13 protein-coding genes are annotated in these 14,057 nt (G+C 43.7%); 2 read left to right on the plus strand and 11 right to left on the minus strand.

Annotated features, from left to right (window positions below; translation table 11 throughout):
- Window positions 1–94 precede the first annotated feature (94 nt).
- The 9 genes from sufB to D8793_RS00100 form a co-directional block, all read right to left on the minus strand.
- Window positions 95–1,507, minus strand: a complete 1,413-nt coding sequence (gene sufB / locus D8793_RS00060; protein ID WP_125371098.1) for a Fe-S cluster assembly protein SufB — start codon at window positions 1,505–1,507, stop codon at window positions 95–97.
- 17 nt (window positions 1,508–1,524) lie between these two features.
- Window positions 1,525–1,962, minus strand: coding sequence for a Fe-S cluster assembly sulfur transfer protein SufU (gene sufU / locus D8793_RS00065; RefSeq protein ID WP_002902442.1), 438 nt, complete (start codon window positions 1,960–1,962; stop codon window positions 1,525–1,527).
- A complete protein-coding gene (locus tag D8793_RS00070; protein WP_125371099.1) occupies window positions 1,949–3,181 on the minus strand; it encodes a cysteine desulfurase in 1,233 nt (410 codons plus the stop codon). Before D8793_RS00070 ends, sufU begins: the two co-directional genes overlap by 14 nt.
- 40 nt (window positions 3,182–3,221) lie before the next feature.
- Window positions 3,222–4,484: a Fe-S cluster assembly protein SufD gene (gene sufD / locus D8793_RS00075; protein WP_125371100.1), complete on the minus strand. Its 1,263-nt coding sequence runs from the start codon at window positions 4,482–4,484 to the stop codon at window positions 3,222–3,224.
- A gap of 41 nt (window positions 4,485–4,525) precedes the next feature.
- Window positions 4,526–5,296 (minus strand): Fe-S cluster assembly ATPase SufC, encoded by a 771-nt coding sequence (gene sufC / locus D8793_RS00080; protein ID WP_005591767.1) that lies wholly within the window; start codon window positions 5,294–5,296, stop codon window positions 4,526–4,528.
- Between the two features lie 83 nt (window positions 5,297–5,379).
- The gene (locus D8793_RS00085) at window positions 5,380–6,552 is read right to left on the minus strand and encodes a glycosyltransferase family 4 protein (protein ID WP_125371101.1); all 1,173 of its coding nucleotides are present in this window, start codon (window positions 6,550–6,552) and stop codon (window positions 5,380–5,382) included.
- On the minus strand, window positions 6,543–7,286 hold the full coding sequence (gene mecA / locus D8793_RS00090) for an adaptor protein MecA (RefSeq protein WP_125371102.1): 744 nt from the start codon (window positions 7,284–7,286) through the stop codon (window positions 6,543–6,545). Before mecA ends, D8793_RS00085 begins: the two co-directional genes overlap by 10 nt.
- Window positions 7,287–7,397: 111 nt before the next feature.
- Entirely contained in the window at window positions 7,398–8,240 is an 843-nt protein-coding gene (locus D8793_RS00095; RefSeq protein WP_125371103.1) for an undecaprenyl-diphosphate phosphatase, read from the minus strand.
- Window positions 8,241–8,328: 88 nt separating this feature from the next.
- The gene (locus D8793_RS00100) at window positions 8,329–10,224 is read right to left on the minus strand and encodes a DUF2207 domain-containing protein (RefSeq protein ID WP_125371104.1); all 1,896 of its coding nucleotides are present in this window, start codon (window positions 10,222–10,224) and stop codon (window positions 8,329–8,331) included.
- A gap of 130 nt (window positions 10,225–10,354) precedes the next feature.
- Here D8793_RS00100 and D8793_RS00105 point away from each other — a divergent pair, with 130 nt between their 5' ends.
- A complete protein-coding gene (locus tag D8793_RS00105) occupies window positions 10,355–11,920 on the plus strand; it encodes an ABC transporter substrate-binding protein/permease (RefSeq protein WP_125371105.1) in 1,566 nt (521 codons plus the stop codon).
- Window positions 11,917–12,657 carry an amino acid ABC transporter ATP-binding protein gene (locus D8793_RS00110; protein WP_005591761.1) on the plus strand — a complete coding sequence of 247 codons (741 nt, stop codon included), beginning with the start codon at window positions 11,917–11,919 and terminating at the stop codon, window positions 12,655–12,657. The genes D8793_RS00105 and D8793_RS00110 overlap by 4 nt, the downstream gene beginning before the upstream one ends.
- A gap of 93 nt (window positions 12,658–12,750) precedes the next feature.
- Here D8793_RS00110 and D8793_RS00115 read toward each other — a convergent pair whose 3' ends face one another.
- Together D8793_RS00115 and D8793_RS00120 are read right to left on the minus strand one after the other, a co-directional pair.
- Window positions 12,751–12,966 (minus strand): capsule biosynthesis transcriptional regulator, encoded by a 216-nt coding sequence (locus D8793_RS00115; protein WP_001130035.1) that lies wholly within the window; start codon window positions 12,964–12,966, stop codon window positions 12,751–12,753.
- Window positions 12,967–13,076: 110 nt separating this feature from the next.
- Window positions 13,077–13,973: an SPFH domain-containing protein gene (locus D8793_RS00120; protein ID WP_005591760.1), complete on the minus strand. Its 897-nt coding sequence runs from the start codon at window positions 13,971–13,973 to the stop codon at window positions 13,077–13,079.
- Window positions 13,974–14,057 lie beyond the last annotated feature (84 nt).

Consider the following 14,057-nt stretch of genomic DNA (forward strand, 5'->3'; position numbering starts at 1 on the left):
GTATCCGCTACTGTTTAACAGATCCTCTGAATTTTTTAAACACTTTGCTTAAGCAAAGATTTATTCACAATTAAAAAGAGGTCAGCGCCTCTTTTTATCCAACAGACCCTTCCATTTCATAGCTGATGAGACGGTTCAGCTCAACAGCGTATTCCATTGGAAGTTCTTTGGTGAATGGCTCAACAAAGCCCATGACAATCATTTCTGTTGCTTCGGATTCCGATAGGCCACGGCTCATAAGATAGTAAAGCTGCTCTTCGGAAATCTTAGAAACCTTAGCTTCATGCTCCAAAGCTACCTGTGAGTTGTGAATTTCATTAAATGGAATAGTATCTGAAGCAGACAAATCATCCATAATAATGGTATCACACTCGATATGGCTGACAGATTTCTTAGAATTGCGAGCAAAGGTCACTTGTCCACGGTAGTCCACCTTACCTCCGCCCTTGGCAATGGACTTGGAAACGATAGATGAACTAGTGTGTGGCGCATTGTGGATCATCTTAGCCCCTGTATCCTGATGTTGACCAGCATTGGCAAAGGCAATAGAAAGCATGGTACCACGCGCCCCTTCTCCATCAAGGTAAACAGATGGGTACTTCATGGTTGTTTTGGCACCCAAGTTTCCATCAATCCACTCAACTGTCGCATCTTTCATAGCCCGAGCTCGCTTAGTTACGAGATTGTAGACATTATCAGACCAGTTTTGAATGGTCGTATAGCGCATATAGGCACCATCAAGAGCAAAGATCTCGACAATAGCCGCATGTAAGCTGTTGCTTGAATAAGTAGGCGCTGTACACCCTTCTACGTAGTGAACACTTGCTCCCTCATCAACGATAATCAAGGTGCGTTCAAATTGACCGGAATTTTCATTGTTGATACGGAAATAGGTTTGTAGCGGAATATCCACTTTGACACCTTTTGGCACATAGATAAAGGTACCACCAGACCAGACGGCGGAGTTGAGAGCTGCTAGCTTGTTATCTGTTGGAGGGACCATCTTAGCAAAATACTGCTTGAAGAGCTCTGGGTATTCCTTAAGAGCTGAGTCGGTATCTGTGAAGACGATTCCTAGCTTTTGGAACTCTTCCTTCATATTGTGGTAGACCACTTCGGACTCATACTGGGCAGCTGCACCAGCAAGGTAAGCTCGCTCTGCTTCTGGGATCCCAATCCGCTCAAAGGTTTCCTTGATCTTCTCAGGCACTTCATCCCAGCTTCTAGCTGGCTTATCAGAGGCCTTTTGGTAATAAATCAAGTCATCAAAATTAATTTCTGACAAATCTGGTCCCCAAGTCTGCATTGGCATCTTCTTGAAAACCTCGTAGGACTTAAGGCGAAAATCCAACATCCATTCTGGTTCATTCTTGGCTGCAGAAAGCTCACGAATGACCGCTTCATTCAGCCCTTTCCCTGTCGAGATAACAGGCTCAACATCGTCATGGAAACCAAACTTGTACTCACCAAGATCAATTGGTTTTGGTTCTACTCTTTCTTCTGACATAATTTCCTTTCACATTCTTACTTTTTATCTTCTTCAATTGCTCGCTTAAGGGCATTCCAACCCAAGGTCGCACACTTAATCCGCTGCGGGAATTTGGCAACGCCAGCCAAAAAGGCTCCATCTCCCAATTCTTTCTGGCGACTGTCTTCTTGGCCCTGAACCATCTGCGAGAAGACTTCTGCTAATTCCAGCGCCTGCTCTTTTGTCTTGCCCAGAACCGCATCCGTCATCATGCTGGCCGAAGCCGTTGAGATAGTACAGCCGGAATTTACAAAGGCAATATCCTCAATCTGATTTTCAGCATTAAACTTCACAGACAGGCTGATGACATCACCACAGGTCGGATTATTGAGGACTACCTGCTCCACATCTTCCAGTTTCCCATGATGATGGGGGTGAGCCGAGTGATCGGTCACAACCGCCTTGTATAGACTGTCTAACTTAGAAAGCGCCATTGAAAAACTCCTTTGTCTTTTCTAAAGCATCTACCAACTTGTCACAATCCGCATAGGTATTGTAGATATAAAAGCTGGCCCGCACAGTCGCTGGCACCTGCAGGTAGGTGAGCAAAGGCTGAGCACAATGGTGACCCGCCCGAACAGCCACTCCTTCATAATCTAGAGCTGTTGCGACATCATGTGGATGGAGACCATCCAGATTAAAGGCAATCACGCCTGAGCGCTGGGCCAAATCCTGAGAGCCATAAATGGTCAAGCCTTCCACAGCCTGTAACTTAGGAAATACGTAGGCAATCAGGTCCTGCTCATGCTGAGCAATGGCATCCATCCCCAAGTCTTCCAAATAATCAATGGCCGCCGCAAGTCCGATTGCTCCTGCCATATTCGGAGTGCCGGCCTCAAATTTCCAAGGAAGTTCCTTCCAGGTCGCTTCCTGCTCATAGACGAAATCAATCATTTCGCCACCGAACTCGACCGGCGACATCTGCTCCAGCAACTCTTCCTTGCCATAGAGAACCCCGATACCAGTTGGACCTGCCATCTTATGCCCTGAAAAGGCGAAGAAGTCCACATCCAAATCCTGCACATCAATCTTCATGTGCGGAATGGATTGAGCTCCATCTACCACCAAAAGCGCTCCTTGCTGATGAACCAACTGGGCAATCTCCTTGATGGGGTTGATGACACCCAGGACATTGGAAGCATGAGCCAGAGAGACAAACTTTGTTCGCTCATTGAGCTTGGCACGGAAATCCTCCATATCCAGAGCACCGTCTTTGAGATAGACATAGACCAACTTGGCTCCAGTCTTCCTACAAGCTTCCTGCCAAGGAATGACATTGGAATGATGCTCCATGATAGAGATCAGCACTTCATCACCAGGCTGCAGACTTTCAGCCGCAAACTGAGCCACCCAATTGAGACTCGTCGTGGTTCCTCGCGTAAAGAGGACTTCTCTGCTAGAAGCCGCATTGATAAAAGAACGAACTCTTTCCCTAGCTGCTTCATAGGCCGCTGTCGCTCGCTCGGCTAGCGTATGCACACCGCGGTGGACGTTGGCATTGTCCCTAAGATAGTAGTTCTCGATAGCCGCCAGCACCTGCTTGGGTTTCTGGGTTGTCGCCGCATTGTCCAAATAAACCAAAGGCTCATCATTGACAATTTGGTCCAAAATGGGAAAATCTTGCTTGATTGCTTCTGCATTAAATCCAGACATAAAGACTCCTATCTACTTACGCGGGACAAGGCCCAGCTTTTTATCTTTTTGCGAGAATAATATCGATATTTTCAATCATTTCATCACGGACTTCTTTAACAGGGATTTCTACAATCACTGAGCCTAAGAAGCCGCGCACGACCAAGCGCTCAGCTGTCGCCTTATCAAGACCCCGACTCATGAGGTAGTACATATCCTCTGGATCCACCTGGCCGATAGAAGCTGCGTGACCAGCTGTCACATCGTTCTCATCAATCAAAAGGATGGGATTAGCATCTGAGCGTGCTTGATCAGACAGCATAAGAACTCGGCTTTCCTGCTGCGCATCTGCTCCCTTAGCGCCTTTGATAATATGTCCGATACCATTGAAAGTCAAGGTTCCTTTTTCTAGGATAACCCCGTGCTGCAGGATATTTCCGATAGAGTTGCAGCCATAATTAGTTACGCGGGTATCAATCCCCTGAACCTGCTTGCCACTTGAGAGCGCCACTACTTTCATATCCGCATGGCTTCCATTACCGTAAAGGTCGCTATCAAAGTCAGCCACGACATTGCCTTCGTTCATAACGCCGATAGCCCAGTCAATCATGGCATCATTATCCAGCTTACCACGACGGCTGATATAAGCCGTTACATTTTCGCCCAAACGGTCAATAGCTGAAAACTTAATCTGAGCTCCAGCCTGAGCAATAACTTCGACAGTGATATTGGCAGTTGCTGGAACAGAGCCCTCGCCGTAAGTTTCCAAGCGTTCCAAGTAGTTAACCTTGGAATGCTTGCCTGCGATAATCAAAATATGCTTGTTAAAAGGAACATCGCTTTCGCTGTCCTGATAAAAAATTCCTTCAATCGGCTGGTCAATCTCAACATTGTCCGGTACATAAAGAACCGCACCGCTGTTAAAATAGGCAGTGTGATAAGCCGCCAATTTGTCCTCGTCATACTTGACCGCAGACATAAAATGCTTCTCTACTAACTCTGGTATCTCTTCCAAAGCTGTGTGGAAATCAGTGAAGACCACACCTTGGGCTGCCAAGTCAGCTGGCAATTGCTCAAGGACAGTTTGGGTTCCCATTTGGATGAACTTGAGATTGTCTCCAAGAGCCGTGAAATCTGGCACATTGGTCAAAGGCTCGCTATCAGCAATCCGTCCGTCTCCCAGATTCCAGCGGTGAAATTTAACCCGCTCAATAACTGGCAAGTCCAGTTGATCAATCCGGTCAAAGGCCTGCTGACGGAGATCAGCCAACCATACTGGTTCTGCGTGAACTTGTGAAAATTCGTGAATTAATTCTTTCGTCATGTCATTCTCCTATCTTTTATCAAAGTCAAAAGAATGTTTGACTAGACTTCTTCAGTATAGTTGAAGCCCAACTCTTCAGCCAATTTGGCATAGCCTTCTTTTTCCAAGCGAACTGCCAATTCTGGACCGCCAGAAAGAACAACTTTCCCCTCCATCATGACATGAACCACGTCTGGAGTGATATAGTTGAGCAGGCGTTGGTAGTGGGTGATGATCATAGCGCCAAAGCCCTCTCCACGCATAGCGTTGACCCCTTTAGACACGACCTTGAGAGCGTCGATATCCAGACCTGAGTCAATCTCATCCAAAAGCGCAAAAGTTGGCTCTAGCATGAGCAACTGCAGGATTTCATTGCGTTTTTTCTCACCACCTGAAAAACCTTCATTAAGGTAGCGCTCAGCCATCTCTTCTTTCATGTTGAGCAATTCCATCTTTTCATCTAGTTTAGTAATGAAGTCGCGGACAGAGATTTTTTCATCGTCTTCCTTGCCAGCATTCATGGCCGCACGGAGAAACTCTGCATTAGTAATACCAGGAATTTCACTAGGATACTGCATCGCAAGGAAAAGACCCATACGAGCTCGTTCATCCACTTCTAGCTCCAAGATATTAACCCCATCAAAAAGCACCTCTCCTTGAGTCACTTCGTAGTTAGGATTGCCCATAATGGCTGCAGACAAGGTAGATTTCCCTGTTCCATTTGGACCCATGATCGCTGCAACTTCTCCCGTTTTCAGAGTAAGATTTACTCCTTTGAGAATTTTTTTCCCTTCAATTTCAACATGAAGATCTTTGATTTCTAAGACAGACATTTCTTTTTCCTTTCTTTGCTTAGCTGATTTACATACTTTAGTATACCAAAAAAAAGCCCAAAAGGCTTTTATTTTGTTTAGAACTATTCTTGTTTGTGTTTCTTTTGGTATCTCTTCTCTCGAACTTCTTCTCTATAAGAGGAGTTTCCGATAAAGCGCAGGATATTGAGCAGAGGCGTCCTCTGCGGCCCCAGAACCCCTATTAGTTCTACCAAGAGTTCAACACCTAGCAGAAGACCAATTACGAGGAGGAGGCCACCGATGCGGGTCGATACATTTAGCAGGAGGGAAATCATTGAGAAAATCATCGAAATTCCATAGATAACCAGAACTGTTCCCCGATGTGTCAATCCTAAGGACAAGAGCCTATGGTGAAGGTGGTGGCGGTCAGGCTGGTAAAATTTCTGACCAGACAAAGTCCGACGAACGATTGCTAAAAAAGTATCGGTAATCGGTACACCCAAAATAATCATAGGCGTGACAATCGCTACCGCCGTCGCATTTTTCAAGCCTTGTAGAGACAGGACCGAAATCATAAAACCGATGAAAAGAGCCCCCGTATCCCCTCCATATATAATGGCTGGATGATAATTGTAAGGAAAGAAGCCAGCAATAGAGGCAACTAAAACCAAGATTGTCAAAGTCAGGAATAAATTATGACCCGGTAAGAAAAAGTAGGAAACAATGCCCATAGTCAGCAAGGAAATAATGGAGACCCCGCTGACAAGACCGTCTAAACCATCCATGAGATTGACCGCATTGGTAATAGAGACAATCCAGAGAATGGTCAGAATAAAAGATAACCAAGGTGGGAAAAAGAGATGGGGACCACCAAAAGGAATCTTAAAGTCATCCAAGCGGAAATCCGTCAGCCACCAAATCAGGCAGGCAGCCAGCACAATCCCCCCTAACTTCATCAAAGGACTTAATTCTTTAATATCGTCGATAAGCCCCGTCAGGGCAACAAGCAAGCCCCCCAACACAACCGGCCAAATATAGTCAAAATAAGTCTGTTCAAAAAAAGTGACGCCAACAATCTGCGGCATGAAGACCAAAGTTGCCAAGGTAAAAGCCGTCACAACTGCCAGACCGCCTGCACTCGGCATGGGCTTCTTATTGATTCGTCGAGCATTAGGATAGTCGACTGCATCCATTTTAAAAGCCAAGAGCCGAACGAGGGGAGTCAGCAAAACTCCAACAAAAAATGTCGCCAGCAGCACCAAAATGAACTTCAATGGAAAAGCAATCATACGCATTCAACTTTCTGCAACTGTTGGATGGCTTCTGTCACCAAAAGCAGACGCCCGTGTTCTTGTAGGACAGAACGTGTAATATCTGTATCCTCAGCAAATTCACGCATTTTAGCCAGTAACCAAGCTGGATAAAGAGCAGGTTGCTCTTCCAAATCTACCAAAATAGTCAGGTAATAGGCAGAGTCATATTTATAAAGTTCTGATAGGTCTATTGGGTAGTCAACCGTTTTGGCGAAAGAAACTGCACTCTGCAAATCAGTAAATGACAAAATATAGTAGACATAACGGTCTAGATTTTCTTCCCTATCTTCTGAAGAATCTACAGAGGCCTCCTGATCAGCCTCTGCTGCTTCTAAAGATTTGACCGCCTCAAGGTCATCCTTACTCTTTTCAAAGATATTTTTTTCCAAAGTCTTTAAGAATTCATCTGGCGACATCTGGCTAAGTTCATCCATGTCTGGTAGATTACCCAAGTCTTCAAAATTCAAATTCTTATCAATCTTGGATCTCGTCACAAAGACATCCAGCTTGTCTGGCTTAGGCGTCACTCGAAAGCTTAGCATACCACTGTCTAAAAAGCTTTCCGGCATTTCCAGCTCATCCAAAATAGTATAGAAAAACTCTTCTGTTTTTTCTTGGGGAACTAGGAAATCTGCAATTTCCATTCCGTGTTCTTCCAAATCTTCCAACTGAATGGTGATTTTAATCGTCGAATCATTAATCTGTTTCACTTCCATCTCATCAACCTCATACTTTCATAGTCTTTCTATTATACTAAAATTCTAAACTTATTTCAAAAAAACAACTGGTCAAATAAGAAAAGGCTGGGAAAATTTCCCAAGCCTTGATTAACCAATAATGACCTTGATCAGACCGTAAACCAACAGCAAAACTCCGAGTCCGATCCGATATTTACCAAAGATTGTAAAGTCATGATTCTTGACATAGTCTGTCAGGAAGCGAATCACATAAAGACTGACACCGAAGGCCACTCCCATCGCTACCAATAAAAGGAATAATTGATCGAAACCTAAAGAATTACCCTTGATAATAAATTTCAGGATTTTCAGCCCACTTGCACCAAACATGATTGGAATACCCAAGTAGAAAGTAAACTCTGTCACAACTGGTCGGCTGACACCATTCAAGAGACCACCGACAATGGTCGCACCTGAACGACTAGTTCCTGGAAAGAGGGACAAAACTTGGAAAAGACCGATATAAAGAGCGGTTTGATAAGGAAGTCTACTCAATTCTGTAACAGTCGGTTCCACCTGCTCTCGTTTTTCCAGATAGATAAAGGCAACCCCGTAGATAATCAGCATGATTGCGACGGATACCAGATTATAAAAATGTTCTTCAAACCAATCGTCTAGGAAAAGACCGATGATTGCAGCTGGCAAAGCAGCAACGACTACCTTGGCCCAGAGCTGCCATGTCAGCTGAATTTGACGAGCTGTTTTCCCTGGTTTAAAAGGGTTGAGCTTATCAAAATAAATCACCACAACCGCCAAGATGGCTCCCAGTTGAATGACAACATTGAACATTTCCATGAAGGCTGGATTTTCATTTTTATACTTAATAAAATCTTGAATCAGAATCAAGTGGCCGGTACTCGAAATGGGTAGCCACTCTGTAATTCCTTCAACAATTCCATAAATAATGGACTTTAAAATTTCAATAATAAACATAGATAACTCCTAAAACAACTTTAACATTTATTATACCACATATTGGAGGAGAGGAAAAGCTTTCTCAAGGGCTTTAGCAAGCTTTTTATCAAAAGGCTCCGCCCCCGCCGCCTCCACCGCCACCAGAGAAGCCACCTCCTGCTCCGCCTCCCGATGAAACAGAGAAATGACTGGCCGTCGAGGCAATGTGGCCATAATTTGAAAAACTATGGGAACTTGCGTAAAAAATAGGATGAAGATTGTATTGTACATAAGTATTCATAGACGCGTTTTCCAAGGAAATCTGACGCAGCTTCATGACCCGACTAACACGATCCGCATAGCCAAATAGGGTAGCATAGACCAAAAGTCGGTTCCACAGAACAATGCCCTCTACCTCGGTATCGTATAGGCGAGCGATATAGCGTAGCATATTCGCAAAGCTATTCCAGAGATAGAAATCGTGGGCTCCCTCATCGCTCAAGACACCATCCCGCTGATATAACTGCAAGGCCCTGCCCAGCAGAACGGTCAACACCGAAGCAACAGCTGCAAGCGGAAGATAGGACCAAATAAAACCGTCTAGCTTGATCAAATAGATAAAAAATGTCAAGAGAGACAAGCCAAAAGCAAGGAAACTTGCCATTAGAGCCAACCACAAGAGAAGCTTTTCTCCTCGTTTCAAAGGACGATAGTGATCCAGCAAGTTTAGCTTCCGAATCTCCTTTAATACTTGTTCAGACAAAAGGTTTAAATCAGTTGAAAAGCGAGTTTTTATCCGATTACCTATTTGGCGGATTCGTGCTTCATCTGTTGATTTTTTATTTTTATACAGGTCTTCTGAAATCTGATAAGATTCAAACAAGTCTGCTACAGCCGCCTGTTTATGGTCACCAAATGCCATCTGTAGGAATTGACCTTCAAACTCTGACAAACCTTTTTTAGAAGTTGGTTTCAAGATTGGCTTGTCTGCAGTTCCTAAAAGCTCTATGTAGCCTCGATCCATCAAATCCAGCAAGGTTGCCTGCACTAGATTTTCAAATTTTAAATGCGCCCGTCCGCCACTGGTCGGATCAACTTCCCTCATATCCACAGCAAAGATATTGGCCGCTACAATGAGAGGGGCCAGATCTTGCGGAGCTTCATAGAGCCGAGCGTCTTTAGGAAAAGCTTGGCTAGGGCGAATCTTAATCCGAAAAATCAGATAAAATATCCCCGAAAGCATCAGCAAGAACAAGCCCAAAAGTGGCAGATAAACTTTCCCCAAGCGATGATAAAACTGGCTCTTAGCTACAATCTCTTTCTCAACTGCTTGAAAAGTCTGTAGATAGTCGGTCGCTTTTGGATCCTCTACTGCCTGATGCAGAGCTTGGCGATGCCAATATCCATGCAGTTCAACCTTCTTCCTGCTAGGCAAATGAGATAGCTGTATCCGATAATCACCTCGGTCCCTATTTATAGTGGCCGATTGGCCAAAATAACCTGTATGGACATACATGTCCGTTAAGGTCCAAGTTCCCAGGCCCCAAACCTTAATCGTCACATTTTGCAGCTCTTCTTCCCAATCACTGATCGGCGTCCATTTGAGCTCTGCAATATCTTTATGGAGAAACAGAAGATTGGTCAGGTTCCATGTGACTGTTACTTTGACCGTGTCGCCTTCTTTACCAGCATTGTAAATCTTAACCTCGTAGCCATCTCCTAAATCCGTGACTCGTGGCTCAAAGTCATACTTTACGACTCCATTCGTTTTCACAGAAACTTTTGGATCTGAATCAATAGCAAAGCCTTCTGGCATCTTTCCTGCTGAGCCTAGGGAGACCATCTGGCCATTGTAATCATCATCAAAATGATAAGTCACCTCTTCTGTATAGGTGGCTGTATTATCGGCGTGGATCTCCAAATCTCCTTGATATGACTGGATTTGATAGTCTAAAGCTGACACCGTTCCAGCAAAAAATAAACTCAAAAAAAGAATAAAAATCCCTAACAAGTACCTTTTCATAAACCAAAGTCCTTTTCTAAATCTTTATCCTATTATAGCATTTTTCTCAAGTAAGGGCTTACCAGGATTGAAAAGTCGAATATTTTTCGGTAGAATAGAAAGAACTATTTTAGAAGGACTAGGAGAGAATATGAAAAAATTCATTTTAACCTTATTGACAGCCCTCCTCGTCTGTCTGGGAACCCTTACCGTAGCTCAGGCGGATGATTATCTTAGAATTGGGATGGAAGCGGCCTATGCCCCTTTCAACTGGACCCAAGATGATGATTCAAATGGTGCTGTTAAAATCGAAGGAACAAATCAGTATGCCAATGGCTACGATGTCCAAGTTGCCAAGAAGATTGCTCAGGAAATGGGCAAGGAACCTCTAGTTGTGAAAACCTCTTGGAATGGACTGATTCCAGCCTTGACCTCTGGTAAAATCGATATGATTATCGCTGGTATGAGCCCAACAGCTGAACGGAAAAAAGAAATCGCCTTTTCTAACAGCTACTATACCAGTGAGCCTGTTATGCTGGTTCGAAAAGACGGTAACTACGCCAATGCCAAGACTCTCAAGGACTTTAAAGATGCTAAAATCACCTCTCAGCAAGGTGTCTATCTTTACAATCTGATTTCTCAACTGCCAGGTGCTAAGCAAGAGACCTCCATGGGAGATTTCGCCCAAATGCGTCAAGCTCTAGAATCTGGTGTTATTGACGGATACATCTCTGAACGTCCCGAAGCTCTGACAGCTGAAGCTGCCAACTCTAAGTTCAAAATGATCCAATTTAAAGAAGGATTTGAGGTCGGCGAAGAAGATGCCTCCATCGCTGTCGGCATGCGTAAAGACGACAGCCGAATCGAGCAAGCTAATGCAGCTATCGCTAAACTCTCAACGGATGACCAAGTCCAGCTGATGGATCAAATGATTAAGAATCAGCCTGTAGATACTGATACCGACGATGCTGAAGATACATTCTTCAACAAAGTTTTTAAGATTTGGAAGGAAAATTGGCCACAATTCTTACGTGGAGCTGGTTTGACCTTGCTCATTTCCATCACAGGAACAATCGCTGGCCTCCTCATCGGTTTGCTGATTGGGGTCTATCGGACAGCACCCATTTCAAAAAATAAGGCTCTAGCCTTCTTACAAAAACTATTCGGTTGGTTCCTCAATGTTTACATTGAAATCTTCCGTGGTACGCCTATGATTGTACAATCCATGGTTATCTACTATGGAACAGCTCAGGCCTTTGGTATTTCGATTGATCGGACGGCTGCAGCCATCTTCATCGTCTCTATCAATACTGGTGCTTACATGAGTGAAATTGTCCGTGGTGGTATCTTTGCTGTTGACAAGGGACAATTCGAAGCAGCTACTGCGCTCGGAATGACCCATGGTCAAACCATGCGCAAGGTCGTCCTACCACAGGTAGTTCGCAATATTCTGCCTGCGACGGGGAATGAATTTGTCATCAATATCAAGGATACATCTGTCCTCAATGTTATCTCTGTGGTGGAGCTCTACTTCTCAGGAAATACCATTGCAACTCAGACCTATCAGTATTTCCAAACCTTCACCATTATCGCAGTTATTTACTTTGTCTTGACCTTTACCGTCACTCGAATCCTACGTTTCATCGAGCAGAAATTTGACACAGATCATTACACAACAGGTGCCAACCAAATGCAGACGGGAGAATTGAAACAATGACCGAAACAATTTTAGAAATTAAAAATCTCAAAAAATCTTATGGGGAGAATCAAGTCTTAAAAGACATTTCTCTGACTGTCCATAAAGGCGAAGTTATCTCCATTATCGGAAGTTCAGGTAGCGGAAAATCAACCTTTCTCCGCTCCATCAACCTCCTAGAAACACCTACTGCTGGCGAAATTCTCTACCGCGGAAAAAATGTCTTGGACGAAAACTACGACCTGACTCATTACCGCGAAAAATTAGGCATGGTGTTCCAAAGTTTTAATCTTTTTGAAAATCTCAATGTCCTAGAAAATACCATCGTAGCTCAGACAACCGTGCTCAAAAGAGAGCGCGCTGAAGCAGAAAAGATTGCCAAAGAAAATCTAGAAAAGGTAGGTATGGGGGAGCTCTACTGGCAAGCCAAGCCTAAACAACTCTCAGGTGGACAAAAGCAGCGGGTTGCCATTGCACGTGCGCTTTCCATGAATCCTGATGCCATCCTTTTCGATGAACCAACTTCAGCTCTTGACCCAGAAATGGTTGGCGAAGTCCTGAAAATCATGAAAGAATTGGCTAAAGAAGGCCTGACTATGATTGTCGTAACCCACGAAATGGAATTTGCCCGCGATGTTTCCAGCCGTGTTATCTTTATGGATAAGGGCGTCATCGCAGAAGAAGGCACTCCACAAGAATTCTTTACCAATCCTAAAGAAGAACGAACCAAGGAATTCCTACATCGCTTCTTGAAATAAACAACCAATCAAACAAACAAGACGGAAAAAGATACATCCGCCTTGTTTTTTTATTCGCAAAATAAAAAAGCGGGTTTCCCCACTTTCCGAAGATTAGTCTTCAAACTTTTCATGATTCTTATCGTAGAAATCAATCAAGCCAAGAGCTGTTTCAAAAGAAATATTCTTTACTTTTGCACGTCCTTGAGCAAGAGCAATAATTGACATTTCACGCGCGTTTGTTTCTTTACTAATACGGTAACCTGTAATTTTTTTGTCACGAACCCATCCAACGACTGACTCTACTTTTTCAAAATTTGATTTAGCCATTTCTTACTCCTCTCTAACTTATTTCGAATACTAATATAATGGTTTTTATACAGTTTGTCAACTTAGAAAAACCAAAACAAACAAATTAAATAATTCTGAATATTCTATATTTATTTAGCTTTGAGGGCTGAAAGGATCTGGGTGCGAATACTCTCCACTCCATCAGGATTTGCTGGAAGGAAGATCGTGTTATTTCCTTGCTTATCTGCAAAATTATTCAAGGTATCTAAATACTGGTTAGTCAAGAGGATGGACATAATCTGTTCTTCTGTCAACTCAACATTGGCGCCTTTAAGCTCCTTAATTGAGTCTGCTAAGCCGTCTACGATTGCCTTCCGCTGCTCTGCAATACCGACCCCATGAAGACGGTCTTTCTCAGCCTCAGCTTCTGCAGCAGTAACGATTTTGATCTTATCTGCTTCTGCCAATTCCTGAGCTGCCACGCGCTTGCGTTGAGCCGCGTTGATTTCGTTCATAGATTGCTTGACTTCTGCATCTGGCTCAACCTTGGTAATCAAGGTCTTGACAATGATGTAGCCATAAGTCGACATTTCTTCAGCTACCTGCTTTTGAACTTCTAGGGCGATCTCATCTTTCTTTTCAAAGAGCTCGTCCAAGGTCAGCTTAGGAACAGAGGAACGCAAAGCGTCTTCGATGTAGGACTTAATCTGCGCTTCTGGCCGCATGAGTTTATAGTAAGCATCCGTGACATTGTGTTCATTTACCCGATACTGAGTCGCAACATTCATGGTCACAAAGACATTATCCTGAGTCTTGGTCTCAACAATAATGTCGCTCTGTAGCAAACGCAACTGAACACGAGCGGCGATTTTATCAATCCCCAAAGGCAAACGGACATTCATCCCACTTGTACTAGTCTTGTGGTAACGACCAAAACGCTCAATGATGGCAACAGATTGCTGGCGCACGACATAAAGCGAGCTAAATGCCAATAGACCACAAAGAAGAAGAAAAATGAGAAAGAAGAAAAAGAAATTCAGTAACATAAGCGCATCTCCTTAATTTAATATAGTATATTCTAGCACAGTCCTCACTCACTTGCAATTAAAAAGTGGGATTTTACTAAAATA

Source organism: Streptococcus cristatus (assembly GCF_003943465.1).
Lineage (GTDB): Bacteria > Bacillota > Bacilli > Lactobacillales > Streptococcaceae > Streptococcus > Streptococcus cristatus_C.

Bases quoted from the DNA above. Each gene is read 5' to 3' on its own strand.
- D8793_RS00105 (WP_125371105.1), top strand. From the start codon at position 10,355: ATGAAAAAATTCATTTTAACCTTATTGACAGCCCTCCTCGTCTGTCTG.
- D8793_RS00115 (WP_001130035.1), bottom strand. From the start codon at position 12,966: ATGGCTAAATCAAATTTTGAAAAAGTAGAGTCAGTCGTTGGATGGGTT.
- sufC (WP_005591767.1), bottom strand. From the start codon at position 5,296: ATGTCTGTCTTAGAAATCAAAGATCTTCATGTTGAAATTGAAGGGAAA.
- mecA (WP_125371102.1), bottom strand. From the start codon at position 7,286: ATGGAAGTGAAACAGATTAATGATTCGACGATTAAAATCACCATTCAG.
- D8793_RS00110 (WP_005591761.1), top strand. From the start codon at position 11,917: ATGACCGAAACAATTTTAGAAATTAAAAATCTCAAAAAATCTTATGGG.
- D8793_RS00120 (WP_005591760.1), bottom strand. From the start codon at position 13,973: ATGTTACTGAATTTCTTTTTCTTCTTTCTCATTTTTCTTCTTCTTTGT.
- D8793_RS00085 (WP_125371101.1), bottom strand. From the start codon at position 6,552: ATGCGTATGATTGCTTTTCCATTGAAGTTCATTTTGGTGCTGCTGGCG.
- D8793_RS00095 (WP_125371103.1), bottom strand. From the start codon at position 8,240: ATGTTTATTATTGAAATTTTAAAGTCCATTATTTATGGAATTGTTGAA.
- sufB (WP_125371098.1), bottom strand. From the start codon at position 1,507: ATGTCAGAAGAAAGAGTAGAACCAAAACCAATTGATCTTGGTGAGTAC.
- sufD (WP_125371100.1), bottom strand. From the start codon at position 4,484: ATGACGAAAGAATTAATTCACGAATTTTCACAAGTTCACGCAGAACCA.
- D8793_RS00100 (WP_125371104.1), bottom strand. From the start codon at position 10,224: ATGAAAAGGTACTTGTTAGGGATTTTTATTCTTTTTTTGAGTTTATTT.
- sufU (WP_002902442.1), bottom strand. From the start codon at position 1,962: ATGGCGCTTTCTAAGTTAGACAGTCTATACAAGGCGGTTGTGACCGAT.
- D8793_RS00070 (WP_125371099.1), bottom strand. From the start codon at position 3,181: ATGTCTGGATTTAATGCAGAAGCAATCAAGCAAGATTTTCCCATTTTG.